The sequence below is a fragment of the Stakelama pacifica genome, assembly GCF_004361835.1.
GTDB classification, from domain to species: domain Bacteria; phylum Pseudomonadota; class Alphaproteobacteria; order Sphingomonadales; family Sphingomonadaceae; genus Sphingomonas; species Sphingomonas pacifica.
The window spans coordinates 336,708-351,224 of record NZ_SNWD01000001.1 but is presented as its reverse complement, the minus strand read 5'-3'; the positions used below and the strand labels follow the sequence as shown (position 1 = coordinate 351,224).

The following is a 14,517-nucleotide window of genomic DNA, read 5'->3' as shown; positions in this document are numbered from 1 at the left end:
GACGTGAAATCGGCCGATATTCTGGTCATCGACGATGACGGCGCGATCCGTACCGTCGTCGCTGCCGCGCTGAAGCGTGCCGGGCATCGTGTCCGGGCCGCGGAAACCCTGCGCGACGCGCGAACGCAACTGGCGAACCTGCCCGATTTGCTGGTGAGCGATGTCGTGCTGCCCGATGGCGACGGGCTGGAGCTGGTCCGTGCGCTGATGCAAGACCATCCCGGCCTTCCGGTGATCGTGCTCTCGGCAAAGAATACGCTTTCGACGGCGGTGCGCGCAACCGAGGCAGGAGCGTTCGAATATCTTCCCAAACCCTTCGATCTCGACGCGCTTACCGCTGCGGTGGCGAGCGCACTGGGCCGCAATCGCGGGACCGGCGAAGGGGAGGAGGGGGCGCCCGACGAGGCGCTGCCGCTCATCGGGCGCTCGCCCGCGATGCAGGATGTGTATCGCATCATCGCGCGGGTGGTTTCGAACGATCTCACCGTTCTGATTTCGGGCGAATCGGGAACCGGCAAGGAACTGGTGGCGCAGGCGATCCATGATCTCGGCCACCGCCGCAATGCGCCGTTCGTAGCGCTGAACATGGCTGCGATCCCCCGTGAGCTGATCGAAGCGGAGCTGTTCGGGCATGAGCGCGGCGCCTTTACCGGGGCGCAGGCGCGCGCGGCGGGCAAGTTCGAACAGGCATCGGGCGGCACGCTGTTCCTCGATGAAATCGGCGACATGCCGATGGACGCGCAGACGCGGCTGCTGCGCGTGCTGCAATCGGGTGAATTTACCAGCGTCGGCGGGTCGCGCACGATCCGCGCCAATGTCCGGATCGTCGCGGCGACGAACAAGGATCTGGCGAAGCTGGTCGCCGAAAACCGGTTTCGTGAGGATTTATTCTACCGGCTGAACGTTGTGCCGATCGCGCTGCCGGCGCTGCGCGACCGGCGTCAGGATGTTCCGCTGCTCGCGCGTCATTTTCTTGACCGTGCGGCTGAGCAGGGGCTGCCGCGCAAACGCCTGTCCGACGGCGCCGGGGCGTTGCTTCAGGCCTATGGCTGGCCCGGCAATGTTCGTGAGCTGGAAAATCTGATGCGCCGGATTGCCGTACTGGGCCGCGACGATGTGATCGACGCGGAGGAAATCCGCGCAATGCTCGGCGAAGGTGAGCGATTTGCAATCCTTGATCCTGACGCGGACAGTCTGCGCGGCGCGGTTCGCGCGCGGCTGAGCGAGATTGCACTAGCCGACCCACAAGCAATGGTGGACGGCTCGCTTTATGACCGGATCATCGCAGAGGTCGAGAAACCGTTGATCGAGGCGATCCTCGAACAGACCGGCGGCAACCAGCTGCGCGCCGCAAAGGCGCTGGGCATCAATCGCAACACCTTGCGCAAGAAGCTCGATTTGCTGGACATCGATCCCGGCGGCACGACCGGATGACCCGCTTTAGCGCCGAATAAGCGCAAATATGTGTTTTCCCCGCAACGACAATGTTGTATTTTGGCAACGATGAGCGTCGTCGCCGATCATAAAAGGCAGTTTTTTCAACGGCTTCGGGCCGCCGTTCCGATGCGCTTTGTCGAGATCGGTGTGTTCGCGCTGGCGGTCCTGATCGGGGCGGGAACCTATTTCCTGATATCCGGGGTCAGTTCGACCCAGCGCCTCTTGTCCCCGCAACTGATCGCACTGCTCCTCGTCGCGAACCTGCTTCCTGCGATGGGACTGCTGGTGCTGATCGGGCGGCGCGTCGCCAAACGCCGTGCGGCTGCCTCACCCATCGGCGGCGACGGGCGGCTACATGTCCGTCTTGTCGCGCTGTTCTCAGCCATGGCGGCGATCCCGATGCTGTTCGTCACGATCTTCGCCTCGCTGCTGTTCCAGCATGGCGTCGAATTCTGGTTTTCCGATCGCGCCGGGGGAATGCTCGAAAACGCCTCGGCGATTGCGCACGAAAATTACGAGCTCGAACTGACCCGCATCGGCAAGCAGGTCGAAACGATGAGCGGCGATCTGTCGAAATATTATCTCGACCAGTTCGGGATCGACAGCCCGACTTTCGCGCGCGGCCTGTTCTACCAGACCTATCAGCGCGAGCTTTCCGAAGCGATTATCGTGCATGTCACGCCCGACGGGCATATCAATTCGCTCGCGCTGGTCGATCCTTATGAGCGCGATCTCGAACAGGTCATCAACCTGGCAATGATCAAGGAGATTCGGAACGGCCAGAAAACGCTGATCGTGCCCAGTCTGGAAGCACCGGGCGCGCTGACCAAGCTCGACTGGGGCGATGAGAATTACCTCTACGCGACCCGGGTCTTCGACAAACAGACCGCCACGTTGCTTCGCCGGGGCAAGGCGATCGTCGATGACTATCACGCATTGCTGACGCGATCGCGCTCGCTCCAGCTCAAATTCAACGCTGCGCTGATGATCGTATCGCTGCTGATCGTCGGCCTTGCGGTGTTCATCGCGCTCGCCGTCGCCGACCGTCTCGTGCGCCCTGTCGGCGATCTGGTCGATGCGGCGCGAAAGGTGGCGGGTGGCGATCTTTCCGCGCGGGTATCGGTACCTGCATCGGAGGATGAGATCGGCACGCTCGCCTCGGCCTTCAACCGGATGACGGGCAGGCTGCAGGAACAGACCAATGCGCTGGTCGCCGCCAATGCGCAGATCGAAAGCCGCCGCGCGCTGATCGAAGCCGTGATGTCGGGTGTGCGTGCGGGCGTAATTTCGATCGGCGAGGATCATAGCGTCCGTCTGATCAACCGGTCGGCGATGGAGATGCTGCGCACCGGCGACACGGTGCCGGTGGGGCAGCCGCTGAAAGATATCGCCCCCGATCTGGAGGCGGTGCTCGATCAGGGCGGGCGCGAGGCGGTGGTCCAGATGACCATCGGCGGCGAGGCGAAGACGCTGGCGGTGAAGATCACGCGTGACGAAAATAACCGCATCCTGACCTTTGACGACATTACCCAGCAGTTGCTCGATCAGCGGCGCGCGGCGTGGTCGGACGTCGCGCGGCGGATCGCGCATGAAATCAAGAACCCGCTGACACCGATCCAGCTCGCCGCCGAGCGGTTGCAGCGCCGCTATGGCAAGCAGATCGATCCTGCCGACAGCACCTTTGCCCGCCTCACCGAAACCATTGTCCGGCAGGTCGGCGACCTCAGGCGGATGGTCGATGAATTCTCCTCCTTCGCGCGAATGCCCAAGCCGGTGTTTCGCGACGAATCCCTGCTCGATATCGTCCGTCAGGCGGTGTTCCTGCACGAAGTGGCGCATCCCGACATTGCGTTCAAAGTCGATCATGACGGGTCGATGCCGCATCTTGTCTGTGACCGGCGGCAGATCGGCCAGGCGCTCAGCAATCTTGTCAAAAATGCTGTGGAAGCTGTTGAAGCAAAACACGAAAGCGATCAGGATTCTGAGGTCGTAGCTTCCGTCGCCTCGGACGCGGAGGGGCATATCACGGTGCGGATTCTCGATACCGGGATCGGCCTTCCGGTCGAGCGCGACCGGATCGTCGAACCCTATATGACCACCCGGGCGCGCGGCACCGGGCTTGGCCTCGCGATCGTGAAGAAGATCGTCGAGGAACATTTCGGAACGATCGAATTTGCCGATCGCCCCGACAAAGAGGGCACCGAGGTGAAGATCATCTTTGACGGTGCGCTGCTGGCCGGTCTGGCAGAAACCGGCGGAGAGACGCCCGGCGAAGCCGAAACGCCGCATCCCACCTTAACCAGACACAGGAATAACGCATGACGCTGGACATTCTCGTCGTCGACGATGAGCGCGACATTCGCGAGCTCGTTTCGGGCGTGCTTGAGGATGAGGGCTATGAGGCGCGAACCGCCGGCAATAGCGATGATGCGCTGGAGGCGATCGCAACGCGGCGGCCCTCGCTGGTGCTGCTCGATGTCTGGCTGCAGGGGTCGCGGCTCGACGGGCTGGACGTGCTCGACGAGATCAAGCGGCGCGACCCCAGCCTGCCGGTGCTTGTCATTTCGGGGCATGGCAATCTGGATACGGCCGTCGCAGCAATCCGGCGCGGCGCGGTGGACTTTATCGAAAAGCCGTTCGAAGCCGACCGCCTGCTCCTGATGGTCCAGCGCGCGACCGAGAATGAGCGGTTGCGGCGCGAAGTGGCGTCGCTGCGCGCCTCGGCTGGCCGTGAGGACGATCTGACGGGCACTTCGACCGCGATCAACAATGTGCGCGCAACGCTGAAGCGCGTGGCGCAGACCGGAAGCCGGGTGCTGATCACCGGCGGCGCGGGTGTGGGTAAGGAAGTCGCCGCGCGCCTGCTTCATTCGTGGAGCCAGCGCGCCGATGCACCGTTCGTCGTGGTCAGCGCAGCCCGCATGACTCCCGAACGGGTCGAGGAAGAACTGTTCGGGGTGGAGGAGGGGGGCGATCTCGTCCGGCCCGGCATGCTCGAACAGGCGCATGGCGGCACCCTGTTCCTCGACGAAATTGCGGATATGCCGCTCGCCACACAGGCGCGTATTCTGCGCGTCCTGACCGATCAGAGTTTCAGCCGGGTGGGCGGGCAGCGCGTGGTGAAGGTCGATGTCCGGGTCGTATCGGCGACTGCCCGCGAGCTGACCGACGAGATCGCCGAGGGCAGGTTTCGCGAGGACCTGTTCTATCGCCTGAATGTCGTGCCGGTGCATCTCCCGCCGCTTGCCGAGCGGCGCGAGGATATTCCGGCGCTGGTCGAGCATTTCGCCGCGCAATATGCCGCCGGGCGACGCGTCCGCACGCCGGAGATCGCATCCGAAACTCTGGCGGCGCTTCAGGCCTATGACTGGCCCGGCAATGTCCGTCAGCTGCGTAATGTGGTGGAGCGCACGATCATCCTCGCCCCCGGGGACCGGATCGGGCGGATCGATGTCGATCTGTTGCCGCCCGAAGTGATGGGCGCGGATCAGGACGCGGCGGGCGGGCTTGCCAATCCCTCGATAATGGGCGCGCCGCTGCGCGAGGCGCGCGAAACGTTCGAGCGCGAATATCTGCGCGTCCAGATCCGCCGTTTTTCCGGCAATATTTCGCGCACCGCCAGCTTTATCGGCATGGAGCGTTCGGCTCTCCACCGCAAATTGAAGTTGCTGGGCATCAGCGAACATCGCGACGACTGACCGGGCTTCTTTGCAGCCGCAGGTGGACGCAGCGGCAATGCCGACCTACATAGGGCACCGGCCCGGATCACGCGACGGGCCGGTACAACCCGACGCCGGAACCGGCGCGTGCGGCAAACCCGCCAACATAAAGGCCAGCAAATGGTAGAAAAAAACAGTTCGCTTCAGGATCTATTCCTCAACTCGCTGCGGCGTTCCAAAACCCCCGTCACCATGTTCCTCGTCAAAGGCGTGAAACTTCAGGGCATTGTGACATGGTTCGATAATTTCTCGGTGCTGTTGCGGCGCGACGGTCAGTCGCAGCTCGTCTATAAGCACGCCATTTCGACGATCATGCCGTCCGGCCCGGTCGATGTCGCGTCGATCGTCGAAAGCGCTTCGCGTCAGCAGGGGCGCAACCCGCTGCTGCAGGAGATTTTCCTCAATGCGGTGCGCAAGGGCGAAGAGCCGGTCACGATGTTCCTGATCAACGGCGTGATGCTGCAGGGGCAGATCGCATCGTTCGACCTGTTTTCGATGCTGCTTCAGCGCGACGGCATGGTGCAGCTCGTCTATAAACACGCCGTATCGACGATCCAGCCGGCCAATCCGGTTGATCTGGCCGAAGAACAGGCAAGCGCAGAAAACGATTGAGTACCGGGTTCGATCGCGAAGCGGGCGAATTTGCGCGCGGGGCAAGCGCGGTTATCGTGCTGCCCGATCTCGGCAATTCGCCGCGTGATGCCGATGCGCGGGTCGAGGAGACGGTGGGTCTCGCGGCGGCGATCGGCATCGATGTGCGCGCCCGGCTGACCTTTCGCCTGCGCCAGCCCAAGCCGGCGACCATGCTCGGCAGCGGGCAGGTCGAGAGCGTCGCTGAATGCGTGGAGCAGCAAGGCGTGCAGCTCGCGATTTTCGACGCCTCGCTAAGCGCGGTTCAGCAGCGCAATCTGGAAAACGCGCTTGGGTGCAAAGTGGTCGATCGCACCGGCCTCATCCTCGAAATTTTCGGTGAGCGGGCGCAAACGGCCGAAGGGCGGCTGCAGGTCGAACTCGCGCATCTCGATTATCAGGCGGGCCGACTGGTGCGCAGCTGGACGCATCTTGAGCGGCAGCGCGGCGGCTTCGGCTTTCTCGGCGGTCCCGGCGAAACCCAGATCGAGGCCGACCGGCGGCTTATCCGCGACCGGATGGCGCGGCTGCGGCGCGAACTCGATCAGGTCAGCCGCACCCGCTCGCTCCACCGCGACCGGCGCCAGCGCGCGCCCTGGCCGGTGATCGCGCTGGTCGGCTATACCAATGCGGGCAAATCGACGCTGTTCAACCGGCTGACCGGCGCCGATGTGATGGCGGAAAACCTGCTGTTCGCGACCCTCGACCCGACGCTGCGCAATATCGAGCTGCCGGGTATCGACAAGGCGATGCTGTCCGACACGGTGGGCTTTGTTTCGGACCTGCCGACTCAGTTGGTCGCTGCGTTCAAGGCGACGCTGGAAGAGGTGGTTTCGGCCGATCTGCTGGTCCATGTCCGCGACATTTCGCATCCCGATACCGAGGCTCAGGCCGATGATGTCGAGGCGGTGCTGCGCGATATCGGCGTTGCGGAAGAAACGCCCCGGTTCGAAGCGTGGAACAAGGTCGACCTGCTGCAGGGCGAGGCGCGCGAACGGGCGCTCGACGAAGCAGCGGTGCGCGAGGATGTCTCACTGATCTCCGCGCTGACGGGCGAGGGGATCGAGGCGCTGCGCGACAAACTCTCGGCAAAGCTTACCGCCGGTCATCGGCGCTATCGCATCCTGCTGCCCGCGGGCGATGGTGCGGCGGCGGCATGGCTGCACGCGCATGGCGAAGTGCTCGACCAGTGGATCGAGGGCGATGAGGCGGGCTATGAAGTCCGCCTTGCCGCTGCCGATTATGACCGGTTCCGCCAGCGCGGCGAGTAGGGGCGTCGCTTATTCGCTGCGTTTCGCCGCCTGCCAGAGCGCTTCCTTGGCGTCGAGATCGAGCGCTGCGAACGCGCTCCCGGCCTCCGCCTCCATCGCGCGGAATCGCCGCTCGAATTTGGCGTTGCCGCTGCGCAGCGCCGCTTCGGGATCGATGCCGAGCTTTCGCGCCCAGTTGACCACGGCGAAGAGCAAATCGCCCATTTCCTCGGCTCGCTGATCGGGCGAGGCGGCAGACGCGACTTCCTCAATCTCCTCGAATATCTTACCTCGCGCACCGTCAGCATCGGGCCAGTCGAAGCCGACCCGCGCCGCGCGCTTCTGCAGCTTCTCCGCACGCAGCAGCGCCGGAAGCCCGACCGCGACGCCGTCCAGCGCGCCGTCGACCGATTTCGCGCCGCGCTCCTGCGCCTTAATCTGTTCCCAGCCGGGCGATACCGCTGCATCGCCGAAAATATGCGGGTGGCGGCGTTCCATCTTGTCGCAGATCGCGTTGACGACATCGGTCAGGCTGAAATGACCGGCTTCCTCCGCAATCCGCGAATGAAACACGACCTGAAGCAGCAGGTCGCCGAGTTCATCCTTCAGGTCCGGCATGTCAGCGCGTTCGATCGCATCGGCGACCTCATAGGCTTCTTCGATCGTATAGGGCGCGATCGTTTCGAACGTCTGGACGCGATCCCATTCGCAACCCGTTTCGGGATCGCGCAACTGCGCCATGATGGAGATCAGTCGTTCGATCATGTCGGAAAACCTCTCAGAGCCGGAATGCGTGAAGAGGGCTTAAGCATATTCCCGGCACTCCCGCCAATAACTGCCATCAGACCGATAATATATATTATGTTAAATCAGCTTTGATCCAATACGGATGGGCGCGCTGCTTCATGCTCGCTCGTGTCAGCCGGTTCGAGGATCAGCGTGCGCCCTTCGACACGCCACGACCCCAGCCGCGAAAGGAAATTCATTCCGATGACATCGAGATCGCCGAACCGGTCGGACACTACCGCGTCGAGATTATCGGCGTGCAGATTGCCGAGCGTGATCGAGCGGATCGTGGCGCGTTTCGCCAGTATCTGACCGTTGGCGGTGCTCAGCATCACTGGGAATCCCCCGCCGCTGGTTTCTATGCTCGCTGCGTCAGCGGTCGCCTGGGACAGCGCCGTCGTCGTTGCGCCGCTGTCGATCAGCATCCGCCGCGATACGCCGTTCAGCTCGACACGCGCCCAGAAATGACCGTCCGGCCCCATTTCGATCCGCGTGGTTCCGCCCTCGACGCTTTGCCCGCCAATGCCGAAGCGTTCGGCAAGCCGGGCCAGCGTGTCGCGCTGTTCGACCACCATATACACTGCACCGGCGATGATCGCCCATCCGATCAGCGAGCGCAGGATCGCGCCGATGCCCGGCCGCCGCGCGAACAACGCGCTGAGGACGAGGATCAGCGCACCGATATACCAGATCGCGCTGAGGGACTGGTCATCGCTCACGCGGTGAGTTCCAGCCCGTCATAGCCCGGAACGACGGGGTCGGGCAGTTCGCCGAGCAGGGTCGCATAGTCCATCGACGTGTCCATATGCATCAGCGCAGCGCGCTGCGTGCCGAACCGTTCGATCCAACCCAGCACCTGTTCGAGATGCGGATGTGTCGGGTGCGGTTCGCGGCGAAGCGCATCAACGACCCAGATATCGAGATCCTGATACAGGTTCTCCATATCCCCCGTCATCTCATTGAAATCCGTGGCATATCCGATCGACTTACCATCATGGTCGAAGCGCAGCCCGGCGGAAAAGATATTGCCGTGCGGCTGATCGACGACCGAAATATCGATATCGCCGATCCGGATATGGTCGGGAAGTTCCTCCAGCGCGATCGTCTGGCGATATCCGGGCCGGCCGGTAAAGGCATAGCTGAACCGATCGGCGAGATGGTTGGCGGTCGCGCGCCGGGCAAGCCCGCGCACCGGATGGCCGAGCGCGTGGAACACCTGCCGCAAATCGTCCAGACCGTGGCAATGATCGGCATGGTCATGCGTCCAGATGACCGCATCGACCGTCTCGACATCGGCGGCGAGCAGCTGCTCGCGCATATCGGGACTGGTATCGACCAGAATCCGCGTGCTGTCCGTGCTCACCAGAACCGAGGCGCGGGTGCGGCGGTTCTTCGGCTCATCGGGATCGCACGCACCCCAGTCATTGCCGATCCGCGGGACCCCCGATGAGGTACCCGATCCGAGAAGCCTGATCTTCACGAGCGCGACGAGCGCGTTTTGGCGAACAGCGTGTGGAAATTCTCGCGGGTCTTTTCGGCGAGTGCATCGGCATCCTCACCGCGCAAGTTCGCCAGAAAGCGGCAGGTATCCGCGACGAAGGCCGGTTCGCCCGTCTTGCCCCGATGCGGCACTGGGGCAAGGAACGGTGCATCGGTCTCGATCAGCAGCCGGTCGGCGGGCAAGGTCGCCGCGACAGCCTGCAAATCCTTTGCGTTCTTGAACGTCACGATACCCGAAATCGAGATATAGAACCCCAGGTCGAGCGCGATCTCTGCAAATTCCGCGCTGGCCGTAAAGCAATGGATGACGCCGGGAAACGCCCCCTTCCCCATTTCCTCGCGCAGAATTCGCGCCGTATCTTCCTCGGCATTGCGGGTATGAACCACGATGGGAAGCCCGGTTTCGCGGCACGCCGCGAGATGGGCGCGAAAGCTGACCTGTTGCCGCTCGCGATCGGAATGATCGTAATAATAATCGAGCCCACTTTCGCCGATCCCGACGATGCGCGGGTGCGCGGCACGTTTCACCAGCTTTTCGGTATCGACCTCGGGATGGTCATCGGCCTCGTGCGGGTGGATGCCGACCGTCGCCCAGACATCGCGCTCGCGCTCAGCGGTCGCTTGTACCGCGTCCCATTCGCTTTCGCGCGTGGCGATGTTGAGCATCGCGACCACCCCGGTTTCGCGCGCTCGACCCAGAATCTCACCCTGCTGCTCGGCAAGGCCCTTATAATTCAGATGACAATGGCTGTCGGCAAGCCTCATGCCGCCGGCTCCTCCGCTTCCTCAAGAACAAGTCGGGGGAATATGGGGGTTGGCGGTGCGATCTTGAACCCGGTGGCCTTCTGCCGCTCGTACCAGCCATCGTCTTCGGCCGCTTCATGCGAGCGATCCGTCACGCCCAGCTGGTCGAGCATCTTGCCTGCCGAGCCCGGCACCACCGGTTCGATCGTGATCGCCAGTTCGCGAATGGCGCGCACCAGCGTGCCGAGAACGGCGTGCATCCGATCGGGATCGGACTTGCGCAGCGCCCAGGGTGCCTGAGCATCGATATATTGGTTGCACGCGAACACGCCCGCCATCCAGCTGTCGAGCGCCTGAGACAGCGAAAGCGTTTCGAACGCAGCGCGAAAGGCGCGACATGCGGCACGAACCTCGTCGAGCAGAGCCTGATCGGCGGGGTCGCCCCGCCCGGCATCGGGCATTTCGCCGCCGAGATTCTTGGCGATGAAGCTCAGCGTGCGCTGCGCCAGATTGCCGAAGCTGTTCGAAAGGTCCGCATTGGCGCGAGTCACGATCGCCTCTGCCGAAAAGCTTCCATCCTGTCCGAAGCTGATATCACGCAGCAGGAAATAGCGCAGCGCATCGACGCCATAGCGTTCGGCCAGCGCTTTGGGATCGACGATATTGCCGGTCGATTTCGACATTTTCTCGCCCCGGTTGAGGACGAAGCCGTGACCGAACACCTGAGCGGGCAGCGGCAGCTTCGCACTCATCAGGAAGGCCGGCCAGTAAACGGTATGAAAACGAACGATATCTTTGCCGATCAGATGGAGATCGGCTGGCCAGTACTTCTCGAACTGCGCGCGATCGTGCGGATAGCCGATCCCGCTGATATAATTGGTCAGCGCATCGACCCAGACATACATGACATGGCCCGGCGATTCCGGCACCGGAACGCCCCAGTCAAAGCTGGTCCGACTGACCGACAGATCGGCAAGCCCGCCCTCGACAAAGCGAAGCACTTCGTTGCGGCGGCTTTCAGGGCGGATAAAATCCGGATTGGCGCGATAGAAATCGAGCAAAGGCTGCTGATATTTCGACAGGCGGAAAAACCAGGTTTCCTCCGACGTCCATTCAACCGGCGTACCCTGGGGCGAGAGCTTCTGCCCCCCGTCCCCTTCGGTGAGTTCCTTTTCCTCGTAAAAGGCTTCGTCGCGGACCGAATACCAGCCTTCATAGCGGTCGAGATACAAATCGCCCGCTTCCTCCATCGCCTTCCAGATCGCCTGACTGGCGGCATAATGTTCGGGTTCGACGGTGCGGATGAACCGGTCATAGCTGATATCAAGAGCATCGGCTATCTCATGGAAATATCCCGACATTTCATCGGCAAGCGCACGCACGTCCATGTCCCGCCCGCGCGCGGTCTGAACCATCTTCAGCCCGTGTTCGTCGGTTCCGGTCTGAAAGCGAACATCGCGACCCGCCTGACGCTGAAAGCGGGCAATCGCATCGGCGGCGATCATTTCATAGGCATGGCCGATATGCGGCCGGCCGTTGGGATAATGGATCGCGGTGGTGATATAAAAGGGCTTTGCCATGATGCCCGTCCTCTAGGCGCTGGCGCGGCGAACAGCAACGCCTCTTGGCAGCGTGTCCTGCCAAAGCGCCGCGATGTTGCTCCCGACGCTCTGTGGTATCAATCGGCGGCGAGGCGTGCGATCACACCGCCCATTTCGAATACTGTCGCATTGGGGTCGAGCGACAGGCGGATGGCGGCATCGGAAAGCGCGCTGGCATCGGCATAGGCGTCGAGTGCGACGCGCAGCGCCTCGCCCTGCCGCGCATGCGACTGTTCGGCAATGAAGGACGGCACCCGCGCCAGAAACGCTTCATAGCGCGGCTGCGCAGCCTTCGCGCCGAGCGCGCTGCCGAGGCGCGCTCGGATCGCATTGCTCGGATCGCCGGTGCGCGCGATTGCATGGATCTCGCGCTCGATCGCGGCGAGATCGAGCCCGGCAAAGGCAAGCGCGCGGCCGGGCGAACCCTTTCCGGCCAGCACCAGCGTATCGATCTCTTCAGCGCCAGCCTCCGGCAATGCCTCGCGCAAGATCGCCGCGACCTCGGCATCCGAAAGCGGTTCGAAGCGCAGCACCCGGCAACGCGAACGGATCGTCGGCAATAATCGCCCGGGCGCATGGCTGATGAGCAGAAAGATCGTCCCCGCAGGCGGCTCTTCGAGATTCTTGAGCAGCGCATTGGCTGCGCTGCGTTCGCAATCGTCGATCGAATCGATGATGACGATCCGCCGGTTGGAATAGGTCGGTCGCGTTGCGAACATCGGCTGAAGCTCGCGAATCTGATCGACCTTGATGCTGCGGGCGAGACCGGCTTCGGGCTTTTTGGGGTCTTTGGGCAGGCGCTCCAGCACGCGAAAATCGGGATGCGAACCCGCGCGGACCTGTCCGGCAATCGCGCTCCCGACCAGCAAGGTTTCCATGGCAAGCGGGATCGACGGATCGGCCGCGCTGGCCAGCACATGCGCTGCCGCTTCACGCGCGAACGTCGCCTTGCCCACCCCCTCCGGACCTGTGAACAGCCAGGTGTGCGGCATCGAACCACCCGATGCCGCAGTGAAGAACGCTGCTTGCGCCTCGGCATTACCGGTCAACGGTGTCATGGCAGCAGATCGTCCAGCGCAGCGATCAGCCGCGCCGTCACTGACTCCATATCGCCCGATGCGTCGATCCTGCGCACCCGCTCGGGTTCCTGATCGGCGATCGAATCGAAAATCGCCGCCACCGCGCGATGAAAGTCACTGTCGCGCGCGGCGAAGCGGTCGGCATCGGCGCCGTCGCGTGCCGCAGCCCTTCCCACCCCGGTTTCGGCAGGGACGTCGAGCAGGAAGGTACGATCGGGCAGCAGCCCCTTCGACCCGAAGCCGTGCAGCGCCAGAATCGCGGCGTCGTCGATCCCCTGCGCCCCCTGATAGGCCCGGGTAGAGTCGATATAGCGATCGCAAATGACCCAGCTCCCCCGCGCCAGCGCAGGTCGGATGCATTTTTCGACATGATCGGCGCGCGCGGCGGCGAACAGCAATGCCTCGCAATGGCTGCTCCACCGGGAGACATCGCCTTGCATCAGCAACGCCCGAATCGCCTCAGCGCCCTCGCTACCGCCCGGTTCGCGCGTGACGAGCGCTTCGATCCCGCGCGCCTCCAGCGCCCGGGCAAGCCGCACCGCCTGGGTCGACTTACCCGCGCCTTCCCCTCCTTCCAGCGAGAGGAAGCGGCCGCTCATCCGAACAGCGACATCAGCCCGGCCCAGGCCCGGCCGAAAAAGCCCGCTTCGGACACGTCTTCCGCAGCGACAAGCGGAAGCTTCTGGGGCCCCATGCCCGGCGTATTGATGATGAGATCGGCGATATGCTGACCCTTTTGGATCGGCGCTTTGATCGGTCCCTGATACACGACCTTGCCCGTCATATCGGGCGACGTACCGCTGGGGATGGTCACCGTCAGGTCGCGCGGTGCGACAAGCCCGACGCTCGATTCGCTTCCCTGCTGCACTTCAGCCGTAGCGACCTGCTTGCCTTTTTTCACGATCGGCTTCGCCTTCCATGCGCGAAAGCCCCAGTTCATGAACTGGCGCGACTGCTGCGCACGACCGGTATAGGTATCGAGCCCGGCAAGCACCATCACGAGACGACGGCCATTCTGCTCGGCCGAGCCGGTAAAGCCATAGCCGGCCTCTTCGGTATGGCCGGTCTTCAACCCGTCCGCGCCGTCGACATAGCCGAGCAGCGGATCGCGATTCGCCTGCGTAATCGCCTTGCCACCCATGGTCTGGCCCCAGGTGAAATCCTGTTTCGAATAATATTTTTTGTACAGGTCGGGAAAATTCTCGATCGTCGCCTCGGCGAGTGTAGCGAGATCGCGCGCGGTGACATAGGTCTGCCCCTCATCGGGCCAGCCGTTCGAGGTGCCGAAATGGCTGTTGCTCATGCCCAACGCCTTGGCCCGCTGATTCATCAGCGCGGTGAACGCCTGCTCAGTCCCCGAAATTCCTTCGGCCAGCACGACGCAGGCATCGTTCCCCGACAGCGTGACGATGCCGTAGAGCAGGTTTTCGACGCTGACATCCTCATCGGGCGACAGGAACATCGTCGAACCCTGACTATGCCATTTAGCCCAGGTTTCGCGCTGCACATGGATTTTCTGATCCTGTTTCAGCTCGCCTTTTTTGATGAGGTCGAACGCGACATAGACCGTCATCATCTTCGCCATGGAAGCGGGCGGAATCCGCTTGTCGGGCTGTTTGGCGAACAGGACTGCGTCGGATGAGAGATCCTTCATGAAAGCGATCGGTGCGGGCGTCTGGAACGGCGGCGCCTGCGCGGCGCCGGGCGCTGCAACGATGCTTGCCAAAAGGGCTGCGGTAAGGAGTTTCTTCATCCTAAAGTCCAACCAAAA

Annotated in this window: 13 protein-coding genes; 5 read left to right on the top strand and 8 right to left on the bottom strand. The window is 63.1% G+C overall.

The annotated features are described in order from the left end of the window. Positions 1 to 3 precede the first annotated feature (3 nt). From ntrC to hflX, 5 genes are all read left to right on the top strand, one after another. Positions 4 to 1,434, top strand: a complete 1,431-nt coding sequence (gene ntrC / locus EV664_RS01560) for a nitrogen regulation protein NR(I) (protein WP_133493926.1) — start codon at positions 4 to 6, stop codon at positions 1,432 to 1,434. Positions 1,435 to 1,563: 129 nt separating this feature from the next. Then, entirely contained in the window at positions 1,564 to 3,759 is a 2,196-nt protein-coding gene (locus EV664_RS01555; protein ID WP_229668027.1) for a sensor histidine kinase, read from the top strand. After that, a complete protein-coding gene (gene ntrX / locus EV664_RS01550) occupies positions 3,756 to 5,135 on the top strand; it encodes a nitrogen assimilation response regulator NtrX (protein ID WP_133493924.1) in 1,380 nt (459 codons plus the stop codon). Before EV664_RS01555 ends, ntrX begins: the two co-directional genes overlap by 4 nt. Positions 5,136 to 5,243: 108 nt before the next feature. Further along, the gene (gene hfq / locus EV664_RS01545) at positions 5,244 to 5,768 is read left to right on the top strand and encodes an RNA chaperone Hfq (protein ID WP_268237609.1); all 525 of its coding nucleotides are present in this window, start codon (positions 5,244 to 5,246) and stop codon (positions 5,766 to 5,768) included. Next, entirely contained in the window at positions 5,765 to 7,057 is a 1,293-nt protein-coding gene (gene hflX / locus EV664_RS01540) for a GTPase HflX (RefSeq protein ID WP_133493922.1), read from the top strand. Before hfq ends, hflX begins: the two co-directional genes overlap by 4 nt. Positions 7,058 to 7,066: 9 nt before the next feature. Here hflX and mazG read toward each other — a convergent pair whose 3' ends face one another. The 8 genes from mazG to EV664_RS01500 all read right to left on the bottom strand — a co-directional run bounded on the left by mazG (position 7,067) and on the right by EV664_RS01500 (position 14,499). Further along, positions 7,067 to 7,801 (bottom strand): nucleoside triphosphate pyrophosphohydrolase, encoded by a 735-nt coding sequence (mazG, locus tag EV664_RS01535; protein ID WP_133493921.1) that lies wholly within the window; start codon positions 7,799 to 7,801, stop codon positions 7,067 to 7,069. A gap of 104 nt (positions 7,802 to 7,905) precedes the next feature. Next, positions 7,906 to 8,541: a retropepsin-like aspartic protease family protein gene (locus EV664_RS01530; RefSeq protein WP_133493920.1), complete on the bottom strand. Its 636-nt coding sequence runs from the start codon at positions 8,539 to 8,541 to the stop codon at positions 7,906 to 7,908. Next, a complete protein-coding gene (locus EV664_RS01525) occupies positions 8,538 to 9,302 on the bottom strand; it encodes an MBL fold metallo-hydrolase (RefSeq protein WP_133493919.1) in 765 nt (254 codons plus the stop codon). The genes EV664_RS01530 and EV664_RS01525 overlap by 4 nt, the downstream gene beginning before the upstream one ends. Beyond that, complete coding sequence (locus EV664_RS01520) at positions 9,299 to 10,087, bottom strand: TatD family hydrolase (RefSeq protein ID WP_133493918.1); 789 nt, start codon at positions 10,085 to 10,087, stop codon at positions 9,299 to 9,301. The genes EV664_RS01525 and EV664_RS01520 overlap by 4 nt, the downstream gene beginning before the upstream one ends. Beyond that, complete coding sequence (metG, locus tag EV664_RS01515) at positions 10,084 to 11,646, bottom strand: methionine--tRNA ligase (RefSeq protein ID WP_133493917.1); 1,563 nt, start codon at positions 11,644 to 11,646, stop codon at positions 10,084 to 10,086. Before metG ends, EV664_RS01520 begins: the two co-directional genes overlap by 4 nt. A gap of 98 nt (positions 11,647 to 11,744) precedes the next feature. Continuing rightward, the gene (locus tag EV664_RS01510) at positions 11,745 to 12,725 is read right to left on the bottom strand and encodes an AAA family ATPase (protein WP_133493916.1); all 981 of its coding nucleotides are present in this window, start codon (positions 12,723 to 12,725) and stop codon (positions 11,745 to 11,747) included. Beyond that, complete coding sequence (tmk, locus tag EV664_RS01505) at positions 12,722 to 13,345, bottom strand: dTMP kinase (protein WP_133493915.1); 624 nt, start codon at positions 13,343 to 13,345, stop codon at positions 12,722 to 12,724. Before tmk ends, EV664_RS01510 begins: the two co-directional genes overlap by 4 nt. Continuing rightward, complete coding sequence (locus tag EV664_RS01500) at positions 13,342 to 14,499, bottom strand: D-alanyl-D-alanine carboxypeptidase family protein (RefSeq protein WP_133493914.1); 1,158 nt, start codon at positions 14,497 to 14,499, stop codon at positions 13,342 to 13,344. Before EV664_RS01500 ends, tmk begins: the two co-directional genes overlap by 4 nt. Positions 14,500 to 14,517 lie beyond the last annotated feature (18 nt).

Coding starts and splice junctions, on each gene's coding strand:
- EV664_RS01500 (WP_133493914.1), bottom strand. CDS start 14,499: ATGAAGAAACTCCTTACCGCAGCCCTTTTGGCAAGCATCGTTGCAGCG.
- EV664_RS01520 (WP_133493918.1), bottom strand. CDS start 10,087: ATGAGGCTTGCCGACAGCCATTGTCATCTGAATTATAAGGGCCTTGCC.
- EV664_RS01555 (WP_229668027.1), top strand. CDS start 1,564: ATGCGCTTTGTCGAGATCGGTGTGTTCGCGCTGGCGGTCCTGATCGGG.
- ntrX (WP_133493924.1), top strand. CDS start 3,756: ATGACGCTGGACATTCTCGTCGTCGACGATGAGCGCGACATTCGCGAG.
- EV664_RS01510 (WP_133493916.1), bottom strand. CDS start 12,725: ATGACACCGTTGACCGGTAATGCCGAGGCGCAAGCAGCGTTCTTCACT.
- metG (WP_133493917.1), bottom strand. CDS start 11,646: ATGGCAAAGCCCTTTTATATCACCACCGCGATCCATTATCCCAACGGC.
- tmk (WP_133493915.1), bottom strand. CDS start 13,345: ATGAGCGGCCGCTTCCTCTCGCTGGAAGGAGGGGAAGGCGCGGGTAAG.
- mazG (WP_133493921.1), bottom strand. CDS start 7,801: ATGATCGAACGACTGATCTCCATCATGGCGCAGTTGCGCGATCCCGAA.